We start from the raw sequence: 18,918 nt of genomic DNA on the forward strand, positions 1-18,918 counted from the left end.
CTTCGGTCGGGTCGTTAGCTCAGTTGGTAGAGCAGCGGACTTTTAATCCGTTGGTCGCGCGTTCGAGTCGCGCACGACCCACCACGAATACCCGGGCATCTTGCCCCAAGCATCAAAATACTGGCGCCACCCCGCTTCTTGCCGGGTGGCGCTTTTGCTTGGGCCGCCTGGCAAGGCGGGGTGGTTTGGGTCGCCCGGCAAGGCCGGGTGGCGGTCACCCGTCGGACGCCGGCCGGGCCGACGCCCGCACCGCAAATACCGCGTTCGCCTTCAGCATGACCTTGCCTTCCACTTGCAGCAGGCAGGTGGCGTAGAGCAGGCGGCGGCCTTGCTTGTCTATGGTTACGTGGGCCTCGAGCCAGTCGCCCGGCTTGACCGCGTTCAGGTACTCGACCGACATCTGCACGGTTACCACCGACACCTGCGCCTGCTGCACGATGCAGTAGCCCAGCGCGGTGTCGGCCAGCGTGGCCAGCAGCCCGCCATGGGCGATGTTGTGCATGTTGGTATGCGGCTCGGCCACGCGCATGGCCAGTATGTTGCTGTCGGTGCGCCGGTAGAAGGCGCCCAGATCGGCCAGGTGGGTCATGAAGGGGCTGCTGGGACGCCAGGGCTCGAAACCGTCGGGTATGGATTGGGTCATGGAAAATAGCGGCAAATACGGCCCGCATGCCACGGATGCCGCGGCTGGGCCAACAGCGCACACAGTATCAGAAGCCACGGGGATGGCGGCGGGTTGACGCGCCGCAACCACGAACGCGCAAGCGGCCCGGAATTCGTTATATAGTTCAGTTTATAGCGAGAGCCACTCGACACCGGAGCCGCGATGCCCGTCCTGCGAATTGTTCTTGGCCTGGCTGCCGCCAGCGTGGCCGCGTCCGCTGTCGCGGGCGAGGTGCAGGTCGCCGTCGCGGCCAATTTCACGGCCGCCATGCAGGCCATTGCGCGCCAGTTCGAGCAAGACACCGGCCACAAGGCGGTGGCGGCATTCGGCGCCACCGGCCAGTTCTATGCGCAAATCAAGAACGGCGCGCCGTTCGAAGTGTTCCTGGCGGCCGACGACGTCCGCCCTGCGCGCCTGGAGGCCGAGCGGCAAACCGTGCCCGGTTCGCGCTTTACTTATGCCACCGGCTCGCTGGCGCTATGGTCGGCACAGCCCGGCTATGTCGACGGCCAGGGCGCCGTGCTAAAGCAGAACGCGTTCCGCCACCTGGCCATTGCCAATCCCAAGGCCGCGCCGTATGGGCTGGCGGCCACGCAGGTGCTGGACAGGCTGGGCCTGGCCGCCGCCGTCAAGCCCAAGATCGTGCAAGGGCAGAGCATTGCCCAGACCCAGCAGTTCGTGGCCTCGGGCAACGCCGAACTGGGTTTCGTCGCCCTGTCGCAGGTGTACAAAGACGGCCAGCTCAGCGCGGGCTCGGCCTGGCTGGTGCCGGGCGAACTGCACGACCCCATCAAACAGGACGCTGTTATTCTGGCAAAAGGCAAAGACAACCCCGCCGCCCAGGCGTTCGTCGACTACCTGAAGGGTCCCAAGGCCGCGGCCATCATCAAGTCGTACGGCTACCAGGTCGCGGCGCAATAACCACGAGGAGCCGTGCCGCCGCATGCCCCTGGACTCATCGGACCTGGCCGCCATCTGGCTGACCATCCAGCTGGCGTCGCTGACGACCCTGCTGTTGCTGCTGATAGGCACACCCATCGCCTGGTGGCTGGCGCGCACGCGTTCGCCCCTGAAAGGCCCTGTTGGGGCGGTGGTGGCCCTGCCATTGGTATTGCCGCCCACGGTGCTGGGCTTTTACCTGCTGGTGGTCATGGGGCCACAGGGGCCGGTAGGGCAGGCCACCCAGGCGCTCGGGCTGGGCGTATTGCCATTTACCTTTGCGGGCCTGGTGGTGGGCTCGGTGGTGTATTCGCTGCCTTTTGTGGTGCAGCCTTTGCAGAATGCCTTCGAAGCCATTGGCGCGCGCCCGCTCGAAGCGGCCGCCACCTTGCGCGCCAGCCCACGCGACTGCTTTTTCTCGGTGGTGCTGCCGCTGGCGCGGCCCGGGTTCATTACCGCGGGCATCCTGGGGTTCGCGCATACGGTGGGCGAGTTCGGGGTGGTGCTGATGATAGGTGGCAACATCGAGGGCCGCACGCGCGTGGTGTCGGTGCAGATCTACGACCACGTCGAGGCGCTGGAATATGCGCAGGCGCACTGGCTGGCTGGCGGCATGGTTGCGTTCTCGTTCGTGGTGCTGTTGCTGCTTTATACGCGGCGGCGCGCCGCCACGGTGTGGTAGCCCGATGATGGCCGTGACGCAGCGCGTAGCAAACGATACAACGGGCATCGAAGCGCGCTTGCGCGTGAACTACGCCGAATTCTCGCTGGAACTGGACCTGCGCCTGCCGGGCCGCGGCGTGACGGCGCTGTACGGGCATTCGGGGTCGGGCAAGACCACCTGCCTGCGCGGCGTGGCCGGCCTGACGCCGGTGGCGCAAGGTTATCTGCGGGTCAACGGCGAGGTCTGGCTCGACACCCAGGCCGGCATCAACGTGCCCACGCACCGGCGGGCCCTGGGTTATGTATTTCAAGAGGCCAGCCTGTTCCCGCACCTGACCGTGTTGCGCAACTTGCAGTTCGGCCTGACGCGGGTGCCGGCCGGGCAGCGCTGCGTCGACCTGGACCAGGCGGTTGAACTGCTGGGCATCGCGCACTTGCTGCGGCGCATGCCGGCCGGGTTGTCGGGCGGCGAGCGCCAGCGGGTGGGCATGGCGCGCGCGCTGCTTACCAGCCCGCGCCTGTTGCTGATGGATGAGCCGCTGGCGTCGCTGGACGTCGCTCGCAAGCAAGAGATTCTGCCGTACCTGGAACGCCTGCACGGCGAGCTGGATATTCCCGTGCTGTACGTCAGCCATGCGCCGCAGGAAGTCGCGCGGCTGGCCGACCATCTGGTGCTGCTGGAAAACGGCCGCGCCACCGCCAGCGGCCCTATCGGGCAGATACTGTCGCGCCTGGACCTGCCGCTGGCGATGGGCGACGACGCATCGGTGATGGTGGCGGGGCACGTGGCGGACTTCGATCCGGCCTACCGGCTGATGTCGGTGCGCTTGCCCGGCAGCGCGTCCTGCCTGCGCACAGTGCACGACGGGCTGCCGGCCGGCCATGCGGCGCGGCTGGCCATCAAGGCGCGCGATGTCAGCGTGGCGCTGGAGCGCCCGCAGGGCAGCAGCATCGTGAATGTGATTCCCGTGCGCGTGCTGGACATGGCGCCGGCGGACAACCCCGACCACATCCTGGTGCGCCTGGACGCCGACGGCACGGCGCTGCTGGCCCGCATCACGCGCTATTCGCGCGACCAGCTGAAGCTGGCGCCGGGCATGCCGGCGTGGGCGCAGATTAAGGCCGTGTCGGTACTGGGTTGAGCGGCGCGCGCCGCGGCGGCGGGCGGTTCAGGCAAACAGCTGCCGCATGTCCAGCCCGCGGATGATGGCCGCCGTGGCTTCGACCAGCGCCGGCAGCGGATGCCGCAACGGTGTGGCGAGCGTCAGGTTGTTCATGATGGTGGGGTCGACGATTTCCGAGCACACCAGGTAATTGCGCCCCGGCATATCGTGCAGGGCCGAGCGCGGCAGAATAGTGTAGAGCGTGTCCTGCGTCATGGTTTCCAGAATGGTGTGCACCACGTCGACCTCGGCGACGATGTCCAGCACTACGTCCAGGTCACGGCAGGTTTTGTCGACCAGCGCGCGTATGGTGTTGGGCACGCTGGGCAGCACCAGCGGATAGCGGCCCAAGTCGCGCGCGCGCACGCGCGCAGGCGGCAGGGGGCGGGATGACCTGGCGTACGCCAGCACCAGGTCTTCGCGGTATACCGACTCGAACCGCACCAGCGTGGAAGGCGGCGGATCGTACAGCAGCGCCAGGTCGACGCGGTCTTTCGCCAGCCATTCGTTCATTTCAGAACTCAGGCCTTCGGCCAGCGTCAGCGCCGCCTCGGGATGCTGGCGCCGGAAGGCCTGCACGATTTGCGGCGCCAGCCGGCGCGCCACGCGGTGCGGCATGCCCAGCCGCACCTTGTCCTGCTCTGTAGACGCGTAGGCCCGCATGTCCTGCCGGGCGTGCTGGGCCAGGGCATCCAGCGCCTTGGCGTGCGCCAGGAAGCGCAGGCCCGCCGGCGTGGGTTCGACGCCGCGCCCGGTGCGCGCCAGCAGATGGTGGCGCAGTTCGGCCTCGAGCAGCTGGATCTGCCGGCTGAGCGATGGCTGCGACAGGCCCAGCACCTCGGCGGCGCGGGACAGGCTGCGCATCTCGCAGGCCATGATGAAGTAGCGGATTTGTTTCAGATCCATAGCGGCAATGGTATACGTTTTTTCTATATCAGAAGTCAGCTTCCCGCCATTGCCGAGCGCGGGCGGGCTGCGCATCATGCGGGATTCACGGTTATTCAGTTGCTTCCATGCCTGATTGCGCACCTCCGCTAGCCCAGATCACGCCCGTCGGCCAAACGCTGCCGGCGCATGCCTGTGACAGCCATTTCCACATTTTTGGCCCGGCAGACGTCTTTCCATATGCCGAGCAGCGTCCCTATACGCCGCCAGACGCGCCGTTCGAGCAATTGCGCCGCCTGCATCGGCAGCTGGGCATCAGCCGCGGCGTCATCGTGCAGCCGGGGTGCCATGGCTACGACATGGCGGCCACGCTGGATGCGCTGGACCGGGGCGCCGGCCAATACCGTGCCGTGGCGCTGCTGGCGCCCGATGCCGACGAACGCCGCATCGCCGAGCTGGACCGCCGTGGCGTGCGAGGGGTGCGCTACAACTTCGTGGCGCATCTGGCCAACGCGGGTTGGGACGAACTGGCCGCGATGGCGCCGCGCATTGCGCCGTTCGGCTGGCATGTGTGCATCCATTCCGACCAGGCTTCACTGCCCGGACTGCTGACGCGCCTGAAAACCCTGCCCGTGCCGTTCGTGATCGATCACATGGGGCGGGCGGCGGCCGCACAGGGCACCACCAGCGAGGCCTTCCGGGCCTTGCTCGCGCTGCGCGGGCACCCGGGCGCGTGGGTCAAGATCTCGGGGCTGGACCGGGTGTCCAGCAGTGGCGTGCGCCCCTTCCAAGATGGCGAGCCGCTGGTGTCCGCCTTGCTGGACGCCATGCCCGAGCGCCTGCTGTGGGGCACCGACTGGCCGCATCCCAATGTGGCCGGCGCCATGCCCGACGATGGCGAACTGCTCAACACCTTTCTGCGCCTGTGTCCCGATGCGGACCTGCGGCGCCAGATTCTGGTGGACAACCCCGACCGGCTCTATCGCTTCGAGTCCGTCGATTCCCCCTGATTTCCCTGACGAGCACAAGCATGGAACAAATGCTGATCAAATTTCCGGAAGAGACGATCGATGCCGCCACCCTGCGCGCCTTGCCGGGCGCCGGCCAGGGCAGTGCGTGGCTTTACCACGCGGCCGACCACACCGAAACCTATGCGTTGCTGGACACCCCGGCCGATCCGCAGGCCTTGCGCGACGCGCTGCGTGCCAGGCATCCGCGCGCGCAGGCAGTGGCGCTGGCGCTGACCACCGATGTCGCGGGGCAGGCCGCGGGCCAGCCGGCGCCGTGGTTCTATGTGGTGGAAACCGATATCAAGGCGGGCGCGGAAATTGATTTCGACCGCTGGTACGAAGAAGAACACCTGCCCGGCCTGGCGGCGGTGCCGGGCACGGTGCGCGCGCGCCGCTACCTGGCCCGCGAGGGATCGCCGCGCTATTACGCCTGCTATGACCTGGCCAGCCGGGAAACCTTCGGTTCGCCGCCCTGGCTGGCGGTGCGAGCCACTGACTGGAGCAGCCGCGTGCGGCCCAATTTCATCAATACGAAGCGCACCATGTTCCGCCGGGCGCCCGTCAACCAGGAGACCTGAAGCATGCCTCGCCTGAATCCCCCGGACGTCGAGGGCATGTCGGCGCACCAGCGCCGCATTTACGACGCCATCGCCAGCGGCCCGCGCGGCCGCGTGCGCGGGCCGCTGGCGGTGTGGCTGCACCGCCCGGGCCTGGCCGAGCACGCGCAGGCGCTGGGCCAGTATTGCCGCTACGACTCGAGCCTGAGTCCGCGGCTGTCCGAGCTGGCCATCCTGACCATGGCGGCCTGGTGGCGGTCGTCGTTCGAGTGGTGGGCCCATCAGCCCATTGCCGTCAAAGCGGGGCTGGATGCCGCCATTACCGAACAGATCCGCCTGGGCGACACGCCGTCTTTCCAGCAGGACGATGAATCGGTCGTGTACCGCTTCGTGCGCGCGCTGCTGGAAACCCGCCAGGTGCCCGACGAGCTGTACCAAGAGGCGGTGCGGGTGCTGGGCGCCGAGAGCGTGGTCGACCTGGTCGGCATCGCGGGCTACTACACGTTGATATCGATGACCATCAACGTCTTCGATATTCCGCCAGGCGATGGCAGCACGGTGCAGTTCGGGCGCTGAGCCGCCGCAACCTTATGCAGAAGGAACAATCATGACAGGTCGATTGCAGGGCAAAGTGGCGATCGTGACGGGCGCGGGCAGCGTCGGCCCGGGCTGGGGCAATGGCCGCGCCATCGCCTATCGTTTCGCGCAGGAAGGCGCGCGCGTGTTCGCGGTAGACATGAACGCCGACGCCATGGAAGAAACCGTGGCCCGCGTGCGCGAGGCCGGCGGCCAGATCGCCACCTGGCAGGCCGACGTGACGTCGTCGGACGCCGTGCGCGACATGGTGCAGGCGTGCGTCGATGCCTGGGGGCGCATCGATATCCTGGTCAATAACGTGGGCGGCTCGCGCAAGGGCGGTCCGGTGACCCTGGACGAAGACGCCTGGGACAAGCAGATCGATTTCAACCTGAAGAGCGTCTACCTGGGCTGCCGCCACGTGCTGCCGCTGATGGAGCAGCAGGGCGGCGGCGCCATCGTCAACATTGCGTCGACCTCGGGCATACGCTGGACCGGCTCGGCCCAGGTGGGCTATGCCAGCGCCAAGGCCGGCGTCATCCAGCTGTCGCGCGTGGTGGCGCTGGAATATGCGAAGAAGAACATCCGCTGCAATAGCGTGATTCCCGGCCAGATGCACACCCCCATGGTCGAAGTGCGGCTGGCCGGCCAGCGCACCGGCGGCGACGTGAGCCAGTTGCTGGCCCAGCGCCAGGCCCGCATTCCGCTGCCCTTCATGGGCGACGGCCTGGACACCGCCAATGCGGCGCTGTTCCTGGCTTCGGACGAGGCCCGTTTCATTACGGCCACGGAAATCGTCGTCGACGGAGGCATGAGTGCACGCTGCGACTGAAGGCTCCATGCCCACCCGCTATCCCGACCCGGCGGTGATCGCGCTGGACCCGCGCTTCAAGGAACTGGTGCTGCCGCTTGCCGCCATCGAGCGGCTGGCCACCGGCAGCCGCTGGGCCGAAGGGCCGGTATGGTTCGGCGACGGCCGCTACCTGCTGTGGAGCGATGTGCCCAACGACCGCATCATGCGCTGGGACGAGGTCTCCGGGCAGACCCACGTATGGCGTCATGCGTCCAACCACGCCAACGGCAATACGCGCGATCGCCAGGGGCGGCTGATTACCTGCGAGCACCTGGGGCGCCGCGTGACCCGCACCGAGCACGATGGCCGCATTACCGTGCTGGCCGACCGGTACCAGGGCAAGCGCCTGAACTCGCCCAATGATGTCGTGGTGAAGTCGGACGGCTCGATCTGGTTCACCGATCCGCCGTTCGGCATCATCGGCTATTACCAGGGCGAGAAGGCCGAGCAGGAACTGCCGGCGGCCATTTACCGCGTCTGTCCCGACAGCGGCGCGGTCGAACGGGTATGCGATACGGTCAACGGCCCCAATGGCCTGGCGTTCTCGCCCGACGAAAAGCGCTTGTATGTCATCGAGTCGCGCTCGCGTCCGCGCAACGTGCTGGTGTTCGACGTGTCGAACGACGGGCGCGCGCTGGGCCCGTCGCGCGTGCTGTTCGACGCGGCCGACGGCACACCCGACGGTTTTCGCGTGGACGTCGACGGCAACCTGTGGTGCGGCTGGGGCATGGGCACGCCCGAGCTGGATGGCGTGCGGGTCTATTCGCAGCAGGGCGAGCTGCTGGGTCGCATCGCGCTGCCTGAGCGCTGCGCCAATCTGTGTTTCGGCGGCAAGCACCGCAACCGTTTGTTCATGGCGTCCTGCACGTCGATTTATTCCCTGTTCGTCAACACGCAAGGGGCGGCAGCCCCCTGAGCGACTATTCCTTCCTATAAGCACACTGAGGAGAAAAGCATGTATACCCGGATAATCAAGGGTCTGGCCATCGGCCTGCTCGGGCTGGCCGCGGCCGGCGCGCACGCGCAAACCAGCACCAGTTTGGTGGTGGCGTTCCCGGCGGGCGGCCCCGCCGATTCGCTGGCCCGCGTCGTGGCCGCGGAGCTGGAAAAAGAACTGAAGCACCCGGTGGTAGTCGAGAACAAGCCCGGCGGCAACGGCGCCATCGCCGCCACCTTCGTGGGCCGCGCGCGCCCCGACGGCCAGACGCTGTTCCTGAGCTCGGTCGGCGCCATCTCGATCAACCCGTCGCTGTACCCCAAGCTGATCTACGATCCCGCCAATGATTTCGTGCCGGTGTCGCTGCTGGTATCGGTGCCCGAAGTGCTGATCGTGGGCCCCGGCAGCGCCGCCAAGGACGCTAAGGCCTTCGTGGCGCAGGCCAAGAGCGGCGACGTGTCGATGGCCTCGTCGGGCGTGGGCAGCATGCCGCACATGGCGATCGTGCAGCTGGAAAAGTCCATCGGCGCGAAGATCCTGCACGTGCCGTACAAGGGCGCCGCGCCGGCCATTACCGACACCATCGGCGGGCAGGTGGGCGGGTTCATCGGCGACGTCTCGGGCCTGATGCCGCACATTAAGTCGGGCAAGGCGCGCGCGCTGGCCATTGCCGCGCCCAAGCGCTCGCCCGTGCTGCCCGATGTGCCGACCTTCGACGAGCTGGGCGTGCCGAATGTCTACGCCAACAACTGGTACGGCGTATTCGCGCCCAAGGACACCCCGGCCGATACCGTGGCTGCGCTGAACAAAGTTATCGGCAAGGTGCTGGCCTCGCCTGAACTGAAGGCCTACGAGCAATCGACCGGCGTCGAGCTTTCGCCCACCACGCCGCAGCAGTTCGCCGACATCGTGCGCGATGACACGAAAAAATGGGGCGACCTGATCCGCGCGGAAGGCATCACGGTAAATAACTGAGCGGGACGGCGGGCGGCCTGGGGTGCCAGGTTGACGCCTGGCCAGACGCCCGGCGCAATGGCCGCCGGGCCTGTTCCGCGGGCGGCCAAACTTGGCTAAACTTGCGCGGCTTTTTGGCCCACAACTTTCCTTTGGCGTCTCCATGCCGCGCCTGCCATCGTATTCCGTCGACCTGGTCTCGCCCGCCACGCTGGGCGGACACGACGCCGCCAACCCTTGTCTGAGCTGCGGCGCTTGCTGCGCCCATTTTCGCGTCTCGTTCTACTGTGGCGAAGTCGCGGGCGAGAACGGCGGCACGGTGCCCGTGGATCTGGTGCGCCCCATCAGCCCGCTGCGCGTCTGCATGGCCGGCACCGAACAGGGCGGGGGACGCTGCGTGGCCCTGCGCGGCGAACTGGGGCAGCCCGGCATCCACTGTGCCATCTACCTGCAGCGGCCCACCCCTTGCCGCGAATTCGAAGTGTGGCAGCCCGATGGCTCGGTCAACCCCGACTGCCAGCGGTTGCGGGCCGCGCTGGGCCTGCCGCCGTTGGCGCCGCGCCCCGACGCCGAGAACGATCCCCAGGGGCCGGTGCACCCCCACCAGCCAGCGGCTGCCTGAAGCAAGCCGCAAGGCACAGCCGTGGCTGACGCTGGCGGGGGGCCGTAGTAGCATCGGCGCTACGGCAGCTCAGGAGACACAGGCATGGCGGTGCGCACAGATTTCCCGGATGGCCTGGCGCGGTGCGCCTGGGTGGACGGGTCGGTTGATTACCGACGCTATCACGACGAAGAATGGGGCCGACCGGTGGACGACGACCGCGCCCTGTTCGAGCAGTTGAGCCTGGAGGGCTTTCAGTCGGGCCTGAGCTGGCGCACCATTCTCGACAAACGGGAAGGCTTTCGCCGCGCCTTCGCCAATTTCGACATCGATACCGTGGCCCGCTATACCGCGGCGCGCGTCGAAAAACTGGTGGCCGACGCGGCGATCGTGCGCCATCGCGGCAAGATCGAGGCGGTCATCAACAACGCGCGGCGCGCCCGCGAAATGCGCGAGCGGCACGGCTCGCTGGCCGCCTATTTCTGGCGCTACGAAGCGCCGCCCGCCACGGGCGCGGCCGGACCCGTGTCGCAGTCGGCGCAGTCGCTGGCCTTGTCCAAAGACCTGAAGAAGCTGGGCTGGAAGTTCGTCGGCCCCACCACCGTGTACGCCTTCATGCAGTCGGTCGGCATGGTCAACGACCACAGCCCGCATTGCCATCATCATGCCGAATGCGAACAGGCCCGGGCACGCTTCGTGCGTCCTTAAGGCTTGCCTTCGGTAGTGTCGCACCTGCTTGGCGCAACGCGGCGGGGCTTCGACACCATCGTTGGTCGGGCAGATTTGGAAAAATCCGTACACATTCCTTGTCACAGATTTCCGCTTCCGCCTATACCCTGATAGCCAGGCCGGGCGGCATCGGGACGGCCCGGCAAAGGAACCGTGGCCATGACGCGCACAAAAAAAGTACTGATCGGGCTGGGCGGAGCCATTGTCTTGCTGCTGGCGGCCCTGGTGCTGGTGATCGCCCTGTTCGACTGGAACCAGCTCAAGCCCACCATCAATGAGCGCGTTTCCGCCGCCCTGGGCCGGCCGTTCGCCGTCAATGGCGACCTGACCGTGCAGTGGCGGCGGCCCGTAGACGAGCCGGGCTGGCGCGGGTGGGTACCCTGGCCGCACATCAGCATGGACGATGTATCGATCGGCAATCCCGACTGGGCCGAGGAGCCGGCCATGGCCACGCTGCAGCGGGCCGAGTTCAGCCTGTCGCCGTTGCCGCTGCTGAGCCACCATGTGGTCATCCGCCAGATCCAGCTGACCCGGCCGGCCGCGAGTCTGCTGCGCCTGAAAGACGGTCGCGCCAATTGGGTGTTCACCCTGCCGGACACCGGCGAACCGTCGCCCTGGGTGATGGACATCGACGAAATCGGCTTCGACCAGGGGCAGGTGCAGTTTCGCGACGAAACCCTGCGCGCCGACATCGAGGCGCAGATCGACCCGCTGGGCAAGCCGGTGCCGTTTGCCGCCATCGCCGGCCAGGCGCCGGCAAGCCAGGCGGATGAAGCGCCGCCGCAGCAGGCCCAGGCGGCGGCTGCGCCCGAGTACGTGTTCGGCTGGAAGGTAAAAGGGCGCTACAAGGGCCTGCCGCTGCGCGGCGACGGCAAGATCGGTGGCATGCTGGCCGTGCGCGACGCCAGCCGTCCGTTTCCGCTGCAGGCCGATGTGTCGGTGGGCGACACGCGCATCGCGCTGGCGGGCACGCTGACCGACCCGGCCAACCTGGGCGCGCTCGACCTGCGGCTGGAACTGTCCGGCGCCACCATGTCCGACCTGTATCCGCTGATCGGAGTCACTTTGCCCGACACGCCGCGCTATTCCACCGACGGCCGGCTGAGCGCGCGCCTGCGCGAGCCGGGCGGCGCGGTGTTTCATTACCGCGATTTCAACGGCAAAGTGGGCGCCAGCGATCTGCATGGCGACCTGACGTTCACGGCTGGCGAACCACGGCCCAAACTGGCGGGCAACCTGAATTCGCGCCTGCTCCGCATGCGGGACCTCGGGCCGCTGGTGGGCGTGCCGCCCGCGGGCCAGGCCAAGAGCGCTTCAAAGGACAGCCCGAAGCGCCCGCCCGGCGGCAAGGTGCTGCCCACGCAGGAGTTCCGCACCGAGCGCTGGCGCGTAATGGACGCCGACGTCACGCTGGCCGCCGAACGCATCGTCTACGACGAAGACCTGCCCATTACCAAGCTGAGCGTGCACCTGGTCATGGACAACGGCCTGCTCACGCTGGACCCGCTGCGTTTCGGCATGGCCGGCGGCACCATCGACACGACATTGCGGCTGGACGGCAGCCGCACGCCCATGGCCGGCAAGGCGCGGATCGCGGCGCGCGGCCTGCGCCTGAAGCGGCTGTTTCCGAAAGTGGAATCGATGCAGCGCGCCCTGGGTCAGCTCAACGGCGACGCGGCGCTCAGCGGTACCGGCAATTCCGTGGCGGCGCTGCTGGGCAGCGCCAGCGGCGATACCCGGCTGCTGGTCAATGATGGCGTGATCAGCCGCGCCTTGATGGAAATCGCGGGCCTGAACGTGGGCAACTACGTGGTCAGCAAGCTGTTCGGCGATGAAGAGGTCAAGATCAACTGCGGCGCGGCCGACCTGCATATGCAGCGCGGCGTGATGACGCCGCGGGTGTTTGTGTTCGATACCGAGAACGCGCTGGTGCAGGTGGACGGCACCGTCAACTTCAAGGACGAGACCCTGGACCTGGACATCAAGCCCCGCAGCAAGGGCGTGCGGGTTTTTTCGCTGCGTTCACCGCTGTATGTGCGAGGCACGTTCGGCGACCCGCAGGCTGGCGTGCACGTGCTGCCGTTGGCCGCGCGCGGCGCCGGGGCGGTAGCGCTGGGCGTGTTGCTGACCCCGGTGGCCGGCCTGCTGGCCCTGGTGGCGCCCAGCGCCGGCGAAGACGACAACCAGTGCGCCACGCTGCTGCAGCAGATGCAAAAACCGCCCAAGGCGCCGCCGGCCCAGGGCCGCGCGAACGGGCAGGGGGCGGGCAAATAGGGGCGGCCGGTAGGGGCGGCAGGTAGGGCGCGCGCCGGAAGCGGTTCAGGCCGTGCCGGCCAGCGCGTCCCAGGTCAGCATGGCAAGGCGCACCGACTGCTGCAACATTTTGCGCGACGCGCCGTCGCGAGCCTGGATCGCCATGCCGTGCAGCACGGTGGCGTAGTAGGAGGCCAGGGCGGGAAGGTCTGTGTGCGCGGGCAGTTCGCCGTGCCGCACGGCCTCGCGCAACCGCTGCAGAATCAGCGCCTGGGTGTGGCGCCGGCTGTCGCACAGCATTTTCTGGACGGGGGCATGTTCGTCGGTGCCCGTGGGCGCGCCCAGCACGATCAGGCAGCCCTTGGGCCGGCCCGGCTGAGTGCCGGCGCGGACCGCGGCCAGCAACATGTTCTCGATGCCGGCCCGGACCGTGGGTGCGCTGAGTAGCTCGGCTTGCGTGCAGCCACCCTCGCGGCTGCCGTACAGCGCCACGGCGTCGCGGAACAACTGCTCTTTTGAGCCGAACGCGCTGTACAGGCTGGGCGCGTTGATGCCCATCGCGGCCGTCAGGTCGGCCAGCGACGTGCTTGCGTAGCCCTTTTCCCAGAACAGATCCATGGCCTTCTGCAAGGCCGTGTCGCGATCGAAAGAGCGGGGGCGTCCTCGGTCTGCCATAAGCGCGATTCTACTCGTCGCACGCCGGGCTTGACGGCCGCATGGGATTGGAGCGATGATATTTGTATTGATTACTACAAATATGGACTCACCATGTCAGACCTGCAAGGCAAGATCGCTTTTGTTACCGGCGGCAGCCGGGGTATTGGCGCGGCCATCGCGCGCCACCTGGCCGCGCGCGGCGCTGATGTCGCCATTACCTACGTCAGCACGCCCGAGCGCGCCCAGGAGCTGGTGGCGGAACTGCGTGGCGCGGGCCGGCGCGCCCACGCCTACGCGGCCGACGCCGCCGACCACCAGCAGGTGCGCGCCGCTGTCGAACAGGCCGTGCGCGACCTGGGCGGCCTGGACATCCTGGTCAACAACGCCGGCATCTTCATCGCGGGCGGGCTGGACACCCTGTCGCACGCCGATTTCCAGCGCACGCTCGATGTCAACGTAAGCGCCGTATTCGCCGCTACCCAGGCCGCGCTGCCGCACCTGCCGCGCGGCGGGCGCATCATCAACATCGGCAGCTGCCTGGCCGGCCGAGCCGGCGACGCCGGCCTGGCTGCGTATTCGGCCAGCAAGGCGGCGGTGGCGGGCTTGACCAAGGGCGCGGCGCGCGACCTTGGGCCGCGCGGCATTACCGTCAACGTGGTGCATCCGGGCCCCATCGATACCGACATGAATCCGGCCCAGCGCGAAGGCGCCGCCGAAAGCGCCGCGCGCCTGGCGCTGCAGCGCTATGGCCACGTCGACGACATCGCCGGCATGGTGGGCTACCTGGCCAGTCCGGCCGCGGGCTACGTCACGGGCGCGGAAATCTCGGTAGATGGCGGGTTCGCTGCTTAAACGAACAGGCCGTCGGGCCTGGCGAACAGACCGGGCTTAGCCCTCGCTGGCGCGCGCGTATTCCGTGGCGATCTGTTCGCTGGCTGTCCATAGGCGGCGCGCGCTTTCGTCGATGACTTCATCGGTCATCGACTCCGACGGCAGGGTTTGCGCCAGGCTGCCCACGACACGCTTGTCGCCGGGCAGCAAGATGGGCACGGCCACGCCGCCCAGGCTGGGCGTGATGCGTTCGCGACTCAGGGCATAGCCGCGCCGCCGGATCGCCGCCAGGTTCTTGCGGAACGCATCCCACGAATCGCCCAGCTCGGCCGCGGCGATGGCGGCGCCGTTGCGCAGGTAGGTCTGCCGCACGCGGTGCGGCGCCAGATAGGCCAGCAGGGCCAGCGACGCCGCGCCCTGGAACAGCGGAAACGGCACGCCGCGCGCGCGCCGCACCATGATGCGGCGGCCCTTGTGGGTAAGCATGTCCGGGCCTTCTTTGTAGATGCACAGCACCTGGTCGCGGTACAGGTTGTGCAACAGCAGCACGCGGTTCTCGGCGTGTAGCGTGCGCAGCACCTTGCGGCCCGCCAGGTAAAGCGGGTCGGTCAATTGCAGCAGGTGTTCGAGTTCGATGATGCGCGGCCCCAGCGCATAGGTGCCGCCCGACGAGGGCGCCAGCAGGCCCGCATCGCACAGGGCCTTCAGGTACCGGTACGCCGTCGAGCGGGTATAGCCCAGCAGCGCCGAGATCTCTTCGATGCGCAGGATAGGCCGGGCGAGCGAGAACAGGTCGAGTATCTCGAAAGCCTTGTCCAGGCTGGTGGAAGCATTTTCCTTGGCGGTCACGGAGGCAGTCCGAACAGGGTGAATCGATAAAGCGAACAGGCGACGCCCCACATGATAAGCGCCGTAACGCGTCTGTCTATTCGAGAATATTAAAAAATCCCAAAATACGGGAATATTGACTTTATCAAAATAGCGGGATATTGTTCATGACAACGCGGCCCATTCCGCCGCAAGCCCTCCACCGCCATGGCCGATCCCGCTACGACGCGCCCGCAGAAACCCCTTACCGGCCGCGTGCCGCCGCAAGCGGTGCGGCGCCGCGAGTTTCCGGCTCTGCCGGCCGAAATACTGCAGCGCTACGCCCGCATTGAAGACCTGACCGCCACCGCGTCCGACGCCATGGACAAGCTGGGCCTGGCCGGCGTGGTGCCGGCCTCGGTGCTGGCGCCGCAGTTACCGGCGGCGCGCCTGGTGGGGCAGGCCGTCACCGTGCGCAATACCGAACGGCCGGAAGCCGTGGGCGCCGCCGCGCAGGCAGGCCAGAGCCGCATGGGCGAGCACGAGGCTTACAACCTGGCCGAGCCCGGCAACGTGGTGGTCATCGAAGGCCTGCCCGGCGTGTCCAACCTGGGCGGCCAGTCGGCTAGCGTGGCCCATCGCGCGGGTTGCGCGGGCGCCATCGTCGATGGCGGGTTCCGCGATCCGCGCATGGCGCGCGCGCTCGGCTTTCCCATCTGGGCGCGCGGCGTTACGCCCATTACTGGTAAGTGGCGCCTGCAAACGGCCGAGATCAACGGGCGCGTGCGCATCGGTGGCGTGGCGGTCGAGGCCGGCGACCTGGTGCTGGCCGATGAATCCGGCGTGGCCTTCGTCCCGTATGCGCAGGCGCAGGCCGTGCTGCAGGAAATGGAACACATCCAGGCCGGTGATCACCGGCAGCAACGCGATATCGCCGCCGGCGTCGACCTGCAGACGCTGGCAAGCACCAAATACAAGTAGTCCGATAAACGTTCCTCAAAGAGGGAGCCATGGAGACAAGTATTGAATGCGTGGTCGGCGCAGCCGACATCCTGGGCGAAGTGCCGCTATGGTGCGACCGCACGCTGCGGTTGTGGTGGGTGGACGTGCGGCGCAGCGCGCTGCAGTCGTACGACCCCGCCACGGGCCGGCACCAGGCGCGCCGCCTGCCTGAAGGCATGCTGGTGGGGTCGATCGCGCTGCGCGAGGCGGGCGGCTTTCTGCTGGCCACCAACACCGGCCTGTACCGCTACGATCCCGACGTGCCGCAGCCCCCGACGTTCCTGGCCAACCCCGAGGCCGACAAGCCGGCCAATCGCCTGAACGACGGCAAGTGCGACCGGCGCGGGCGTTTCTGGGTGGGCAGCATGCGCGATGCCCAGCGCCTGCCCGAAGGCACCCTGTACCGGTTCGACCCCGACTATGCCTGCCATGCGCAATTCAACGAGATCGTGGTGCCGAACTCGATCGCCTGGAGCCCCGACGACCGCACCATGTACTTTGCCGACACGCATCGGCAACTGATCTGGGCGTTCGACTTCGACGTGGATGACGGCGTGATCTCGAACCGCCGCGTCTTCAAGGACTGGACCCACCATCACGGCCGCCCCGACGGCTCGACGGTGGACAGCGAAGGCTACCTGTGGAACTGCATGGTCGCCAGCGGCGAGCTGGTGCGCCTGGCGCCCGACGGCAGCGTCGACCGCGTCATCGCGCTGCCGGTCACCAACCCCACCTGCCCGGCGTTCGGCGGGCCGGACCTGGCCACGCTGTACGTTACCAGCCATTCGCAGCGCATTCCGCCCGAGCGCCTGGCGGCCGAGCCCTGGGCCGGCGCGCTGCTGGCTCTGGATGTTGGCGTGAAAGGCCTGCCCGAGCCGCGCTTTGCCGGCTGAACGCACAGAGGAGATCTCATGCGTATCCTGACTTTGATGCTGGCACTGACCAGCATGCTGGTGGCCGCGCCGGGCGCGGCGAACGATGTGGTGCGGCTGGTGGTGCCGTTTTCGGCGGGCGGGCCGGTGGACCAGGTGGCGCGCATCCTGGCGCCGGGCCTGGAAGACGCGCTGGGCGCTACCGTGGTGGTCGAGAACCGCGGCGGCGCGGGCGGCACGGTTGGCACCAACTACGTGGCCAAGTCCCCGCCCGACGGCCGTACCGTACTGATGGCGACTTCAGGCTTCGTGATCTCGTCGCAGACCACCGCCAACCTGCCGTACGACCCGCATAAAGACCTGGAACCCCTGGCGCTGGTGGGCCAAGTGCAGACATTGCTGGTGGTGCGGCCCTCGCTGGGCGTGAATACCCTGGCCGAACTGGTGAAACTGGCCAAGTCCGGCAAGCCTCTGTCGTTCGGTTCTACCGGCGTGGGCGGCACCATGCACGTGGGCGGCGAACTGCTGAACCACGCCGCCGGCATCCAGGCGCTGCATGTGCCGTATCGCGGCGCGGCGCCAGCCATTACCGCGCTGATGGCCGGCGAAGTCGATATGGTGAACGCCGACGTGCCCGTGCTGCAGCCCTATGTGAAAAGCGGCCGGGTCAAGGCGCTGGTGATCTACGACACCAAGCATTCCGTCGAACTGCCCGACGTGCCCGACGCCGTCGAAGCCGGGTACCCGCAACTGCTCATGAGCAACTGGTACAGCGCCATGGTGCCCGCCGGCACGCCGCAGGCAGCGAAGCAGAAGCTAGAGCAGGCGTTTCTCGCCGCGATCCGCCGGCCCGACATCGCGCAGCGTCTGTCCGAAGCCGGCCTGCGCGGCCCCATGGGCACGGCCGACTTCCGGAAGAAACTGGACGCCGAGTTCGAGCGCTGGGTGCCGTTCCTGCGCGACGTCGGACTGAGCGCGAAAAAATGAGCGACGCCGCTTTCACGCCCGTGCATCGTTTGCTGCAGCTCGGCCCACTGCCGCCCGGCCTGCAGCGCGAGGCCGCCAGCCGGTATGTGCTGGAGCCGCTGTGGACCCAGCCCGAGCCCGCGCGGTTCCTGGCCGAGCAGCAGGGCGCCTTCGACGGGGCCATCATGATGTCGCGCCATGGCTGCTCGGCGTCCGTCATCGAATGCCTGGCCGCCGCGCCGCGTCCCGGCGTGGTGGCCTGTTTCGGCGTGGGCTATGACGGCATCGACCTGGCCGCGGCCCGCCGCCACGGCGTGCAGGTCAGCACCACGCCCGACGTGTTGACCGATTGCGTGGCCGATACCGCGCTGGGCCTGATGTTGGCCTGCGCGCGCCAACTGGTGGCGGCCCATCGGCATGTGCAGGAAGGCGCCTGGCTGCAAGGGCCTTTTCCGCTGGCTACCCGGGTCAGCGGCAAGCGGGTTGGCATTGTCGGCCTGGGCCGCATCGGCCAGGCCATCGCGCGCCGCGCCGGCGGCTTCGACATGCCGGTGCGCTACCACGGGCGCAGCGCGCGCGCCGGCGTGCCGTACGAGTTCGAGCCTGACCTGCACGCGCTGGCGCGCTGGGCCGATTTTCTGGTGTTGGCCTGCCCCGGCGGGCCGCAGACGCGCCACCTGGTATCGGCCGACGTCCTGCAGGCGCTGGGCCCCGAGGGCTACCTGATCAACATCGCGCGCGGCAGCGTGGTCGACGAAGACGCGCTGGTCGAGGCCATCCAGGACGGCCGCATCGCGGGCGCCGGGCTGGACGTCTATGCCGACGAGCCGCGCGTGCCGGCCGGCTTGCTGGGCACCGACCGCGTGGTGACCTTGCCGCATGTGGCGGCATCCACGCGCGAAACCCGCCACGCCATGGAGCAGCTGGTGCTCGACAACCTGGCCGCCTTCTTCGCCACCGGCAAAGTGCTGACCCCGCCCGCCTGACGACCTGCCTGCC

21 protein-coding genes and 1 tRNA gene are annotated in these 18,918 nt (G+C 68.0%); 18 read left to right on the forward strand and 4 right to left on the reverse strand.

Features of this window, described 5'->3' with window-relative positions; translation table 11 throughout:
- Positions 1-8: 8 nt before the first annotated feature.
- A tRNA-Lys gene (locus BPET_RS03645) sits at positions 9-84 on the forward strand.
- Between the two features lie 130 nt (positions 85-214).
- Here BPET_RS03645 and BPET_RS03650 read toward each other — a convergent pair.
- Complete coding sequence (locus BPET_RS03650; RefSeq protein ID WP_012247739.1) at positions 215-643, reverse strand: PaaI family thioesterase; 429 nt, start codon at positions 641-643, stop codon at positions 215-217.
- A gap of 183 nt (positions 644-826) precedes the next feature.
- Between BPET_RS03650 and modA the strand changes: the two genes are divergently transcribed.
- Genes modA through modC form a run of 3 tightly spaced genes read left to right on the forward strand, consistent with a single transcriptional unit; the run spans position 827 to position 3,408 of the window.
- Positions 827-1,585 (forward strand): molybdate ABC transporter substrate-binding protein, encoded by a 759-nt coding sequence (modA, locus tag BPET_RS03655; RefSeq protein ID WP_012247740.1) that lies wholly within the window; start codon positions 827-829, stop codon positions 1,583-1,585.
- A 22-nt stretch (positions 1,586-1,607) separates the two neighbouring features.
- Positions 1,608-2,285: a molybdate ABC transporter permease subunit gene (modB, locus tag BPET_RS03660; RefSeq protein ID WP_012247741.1), complete on the forward strand. Its 678-nt coding sequence runs from the start codon at positions 1,608-1,610 to the stop codon at positions 2,283-2,285.
- Between the two features lie 4 nt (positions 2,286-2,289).
- Positions 2,290-3,408 (forward strand): molybdenum ABC transporter ATP-binding protein, encoded by a 1,119-nt coding sequence (gene modC, locus BPET_RS03665; RefSeq protein WP_231852651.1) that lies wholly within the window; start codon positions 2,290-2,292, stop codon positions 3,406-3,408.
- 27 nt (positions 3,409-3,435) lie between these two features.
- Here modC and BPET_RS03670 read toward each other — a convergent pair whose 3' ends face one another.
- Positions 3,436-4,335 carry a LysR family transcriptional regulator gene (locus tag BPET_RS03670; RefSeq protein ID WP_041863478.1) on the reverse strand — a complete coding sequence of 300 codons (900 nt, stop codon included), beginning with the start codon at positions 4,333-4,335 and terminating at the stop codon, positions 3,436-3,438.
- Positions 4,336-4,442: 107 nt separating this feature from the next.
- On the opposite strand from BPET_RS03670, the gene BPET_RS03675 reads away from it, so the two are divergent.
- The 9 genes from BPET_RS03675 (at position 4,443) to BPET_RS03715 (ending at position 12,805) form a co-directional block, all read left to right on the forward strand.
- Complete coding sequence (locus BPET_RS03675) at positions 4,443-5,324, forward strand: amidohydrolase family protein (RefSeq protein ID WP_012247744.1); 882 nt, start codon at positions 4,443-4,445, stop codon at positions 5,322-5,324.
- A gap of 20 nt (positions 5,325-5,344) precedes the next feature.
- Positions 5,345-5,902: a DUF4286 family protein gene (locus tag BPET_RS27145; RefSeq protein WP_012247745.1), complete on the forward strand. Its 558-nt coding sequence runs from the start codon at positions 5,345-5,347 to the stop codon at positions 5,900-5,902.
- A gap of 3 nt (positions 5,903-5,905) precedes the next feature.
- Positions 5,906-6,457: a carboxymuconolactone decarboxylase family protein gene (locus BPET_RS03685; RefSeq protein WP_012247746.1), complete on the forward strand. Its 552-nt coding sequence runs from the start codon at positions 5,906-5,908 to the stop codon at positions 6,455-6,457.
- Between the two features lie 31 nt (positions 6,458-6,488).
- Complete coding sequence (locus BPET_RS03690) at positions 6,489-7,289, forward strand: SDR family NAD(P)-dependent oxidoreductase (protein WP_012247747.1); 801 nt, start codon at positions 6,489-6,491, stop codon at positions 7,287-7,289.
- A 7-nt stretch (positions 7,290-7,296) separates the two neighbouring features.
- Complete coding sequence (locus BPET_RS03695) at positions 7,297-8,226, forward strand: SMP-30/gluconolactonase/LRE family protein (protein WP_041862681.1); 930 nt, start codon at positions 7,297-7,299, stop codon at positions 8,224-8,226.
- A 39-nt stretch (positions 8,227-8,265) separates the two neighbouring features.
- On the forward strand, positions 8,266-9,222 hold the full coding sequence (locus BPET_RS03700; RefSeq protein ID WP_012247749.1) for a Bug family tripartite tricarboxylate transporter substrate binding protein: 957 nt from the start codon (positions 8,266-8,268) through the stop codon (positions 9,220-9,222).
- Positions 9,223-9,364: 142 nt separating this feature from the next.
- Entirely contained in the window at positions 9,365-9,823 is a 459-nt protein-coding gene (locus BPET_RS03705) for a YkgJ family cysteine cluster protein (RefSeq protein WP_012247750.1), read from the forward strand.
- A gap of 84 nt (positions 9,824-9,907) precedes the next feature.
- Entirely contained in the window at positions 9,908-10,510 is a 603-nt protein-coding gene (locus BPET_RS03710) for a DNA-3-methyladenine glycosylase I (RefSeq protein WP_012247751.1), read from the forward strand.
- A gap of 180 nt (positions 10,511-10,690) precedes the next feature.
- The gene (locus BPET_RS03715) at positions 10,691-12,805 is read left to right on the forward strand and encodes an AsmA family protein (RefSeq protein ID WP_012247752.1); all 2,115 of its coding nucleotides are present in this window, start codon (positions 10,691-10,693) and stop codon (positions 12,803-12,805) included.
- 45 nt (positions 12,806-12,850) lie between these two features.
- Here the strand turns inward: BPET_RS03715 and BPET_RS03720 are convergent, their stop codons facing one another.
- Entirely contained in the window at positions 12,851-13,459 is a 609-nt protein-coding gene (locus BPET_RS03720) for a TetR/AcrR family transcriptional regulator (RefSeq protein WP_012247753.1), read from the reverse strand.
- Between the two features lie 93 nt (positions 13,460-13,552).
- On the opposite strand from BPET_RS03720, the gene BPET_RS03725 reads away from it, so the two are divergent.
- On the forward strand, positions 13,553-14,293 hold the full coding sequence (locus BPET_RS03725; protein ID WP_012247754.1) for a 3-oxoacyl-ACP reductase family protein: 741 nt from the start codon (positions 13,553-13,555) through the stop codon (positions 14,291-14,293).
- Between the two features lie 36 nt (positions 14,294-14,329).
- Here BPET_RS03725 and BPET_RS03730 read toward each other — a convergent pair whose 3' ends face one another.
- The gene (locus tag BPET_RS03730) at positions 14,330-15,121 is read right to left on the reverse strand and encodes an IclR family transcriptional regulator (RefSeq protein ID WP_041862682.1); all 792 of its coding nucleotides are present in this window, start codon (positions 15,119-15,121) and stop codon (positions 14,330-14,332) included.
- A gap of 186 nt (positions 15,122-15,307) precedes the next feature.
- Between BPET_RS03730 and BPET_RS03735 the strand changes: the two genes are divergently transcribed.
- Genes BPET_RS03735 through BPET_RS03750 form a run of 4 tightly spaced genes read left to right on the forward strand, consistent with a single transcriptional unit; the run spans position 15,308 to position 18,905 of the window.
- Positions 15,308-16,060, forward strand: coding sequence for an RraA family protein (locus BPET_RS03735; RefSeq protein WP_012247756.1), 753 nt, complete (start codon positions 15,308-15,310; stop codon positions 16,058-16,060).
- A gap of 29 nt (positions 16,061-16,089) precedes the next feature.
- The gene (locus BPET_RS03740; RefSeq protein ID WP_012247757.1) at positions 16,090-16,974 is read left to right on the forward strand and encodes an SMP-30/gluconolactonase/LRE family protein; all 885 of its coding nucleotides are present in this window, start codon (positions 16,090-16,092) and stop codon (positions 16,972-16,974) included.
- 18 nt (positions 16,975-16,992) lie between these two features.
- On the forward strand, positions 16,993-17,940 hold the full coding sequence (locus tag BPET_RS03745; protein WP_012247758.1) for a Bug family tripartite tricarboxylate transporter substrate binding protein: 948 nt from the start codon (positions 16,993-16,995) through the stop codon (positions 17,938-17,940).
- Positions 17,937-18,905: a 2-hydroxyacid dehydrogenase gene (locus tag BPET_RS03750; RefSeq protein WP_012247759.1), complete on the forward strand. Its 969-nt coding sequence runs from the start codon at positions 17,937-17,939 to the stop codon at positions 18,903-18,905. Before BPET_RS03745 ends, BPET_RS03750 begins: the two co-directional genes overlap by 4 nt.
- Positions 18,906-18,918 lie beyond the last annotated feature (13 nt).

The sequence above is a fragment of the Bordetella petrii genome (assembly GCF_000067205.1).
In the GTDB taxonomy this organism is placed as follows: Bacteria; Pseudomonadota; Gammaproteobacteria; order Burkholderiales; family Burkholderiaceae_B; genus Bordetella_A; species Bordetella_A petrii.

Bases quoted from the DNA above. Each gene is read 5' to 3' on its own strand.
- BPET_RS03650 (WP_012247739.1), bottom strand. From the start codon at position 643: ATGACCCAATCCATACCCGACGGTTTCGAGCCCTGGCGTCCCAGCAGC.
- modA (WP_012247740.1), top strand. From the start codon at position 827: ATGCCCGTCCTGCGAATTGTTCTTGGCCTGGCTGCCGCCAGCGTGGCC.
- modB (WP_012247741.1), top strand. From the start codon at position 1,608: ATGCCCCTGGACTCATCGGACCTGGCCGCCATCTGGCTGACCATCCAG.
- modC (WP_231852651.1), top strand. From the start codon at position 2,290: ATGATGGCCGTGACGCAGCGCGTAGCAAACGATACAACGGGCATCGAA.
- BPET_RS03670 (WP_041863478.1), bottom strand. From the start codon at position 4,335: ATGGATCTGAAACAAATCCGCTACTTCATCATGGCCTGCGAGATGCGC.
- BPET_RS03675 (WP_012247744.1), top strand. From the start codon at position 4,443: ATGCCTGATTGCGCACCTCCGCTAGCCCAGATCACGCCCGTCGGCCAA.
- BPET_RS27145 (WP_012247745.1), top strand. From the start codon at position 5,345: ATGGAACAAATGCTGATCAAATTTCCGGAAGAGACGATCGATGCCGCC.
- BPET_RS03685 (WP_012247746.1), top strand. From the start codon at position 5,906: ATGCCTCGCCTGAATCCCCCGGACGTCGAGGGCATGTCGGCGCACCAG.
- BPET_RS03690 (WP_012247747.1), top strand. From the start codon at position 6,489: ATGACAGGTCGATTGCAGGGCAAAGTGGCGATCGTGACGGGCGCGGGC.
- BPET_RS03695 (WP_041862681.1), top strand. From the start codon at position 7,297: ATGCCCACCCGCTATCCCGACCCGGCGGTGATCGCGCTGGACCCGCGC.
- BPET_RS03700 (WP_012247749.1), top strand. From the start codon at position 8,266: ATGTATACCCGGATAATCAAGGGTCTGGCCATCGGCCTGCTCGGGCTG.
- BPET_RS03705 (WP_012247750.1), top strand. From the start codon at position 9,365: ATGCCGCGCCTGCCATCGTATTCCGTCGACCTGGTCTCGCCCGCCACG.
- BPET_RS03710 (WP_012247751.1), top strand. From the start codon at position 9,908: ATGGCGGTGCGCACAGATTTCCCGGATGGCCTGGCGCGGTGCGCCTGG.
- BPET_RS03715 (WP_012247752.1), top strand. From the start codon at position 10,691: ATGACGCGCACAAAAAAAGTACTGATCGGGCTGGGCGGAGCCATTGTC.
- BPET_RS03720 (WP_012247753.1), bottom strand. From the start codon at position 13,459: ATGGCAGACCGAGGACGCCCCCGCTCTTTCGATCGCGACACGGCCTTG.
- BPET_RS03725 (WP_012247754.1), top strand. From the start codon at position 13,553: ATGTCAGACCTGCAAGGCAAGATCGCTTTTGTTACCGGCGGCAGCCGG.
- BPET_RS03735 (WP_012247756.1), top strand. From the start codon at position 15,308: ATGGCCGATCCCGCTACGACGCGCCCGCAGAAACCCCTTACCGGCCGC.
- BPET_RS03740 (WP_012247757.1), top strand. From the start codon at position 16,090: ATGGAGACAAGTATTGAATGCGTGGTCGGCGCAGCCGACATCCTGGGC.
- BPET_RS03745 (WP_012247758.1), top strand. From the start codon at position 16,993: ATGCGTATCCTGACTTTGATGCTGGCACTGACCAGCATGCTGGTGGCC.
- BPET_RS03750 (WP_012247759.1), top strand. From the start codon at position 17,937: ATGAGCGACGCCGCTTTCACGCCCGTGCATCGTTTGCTGCAGCTCGGC.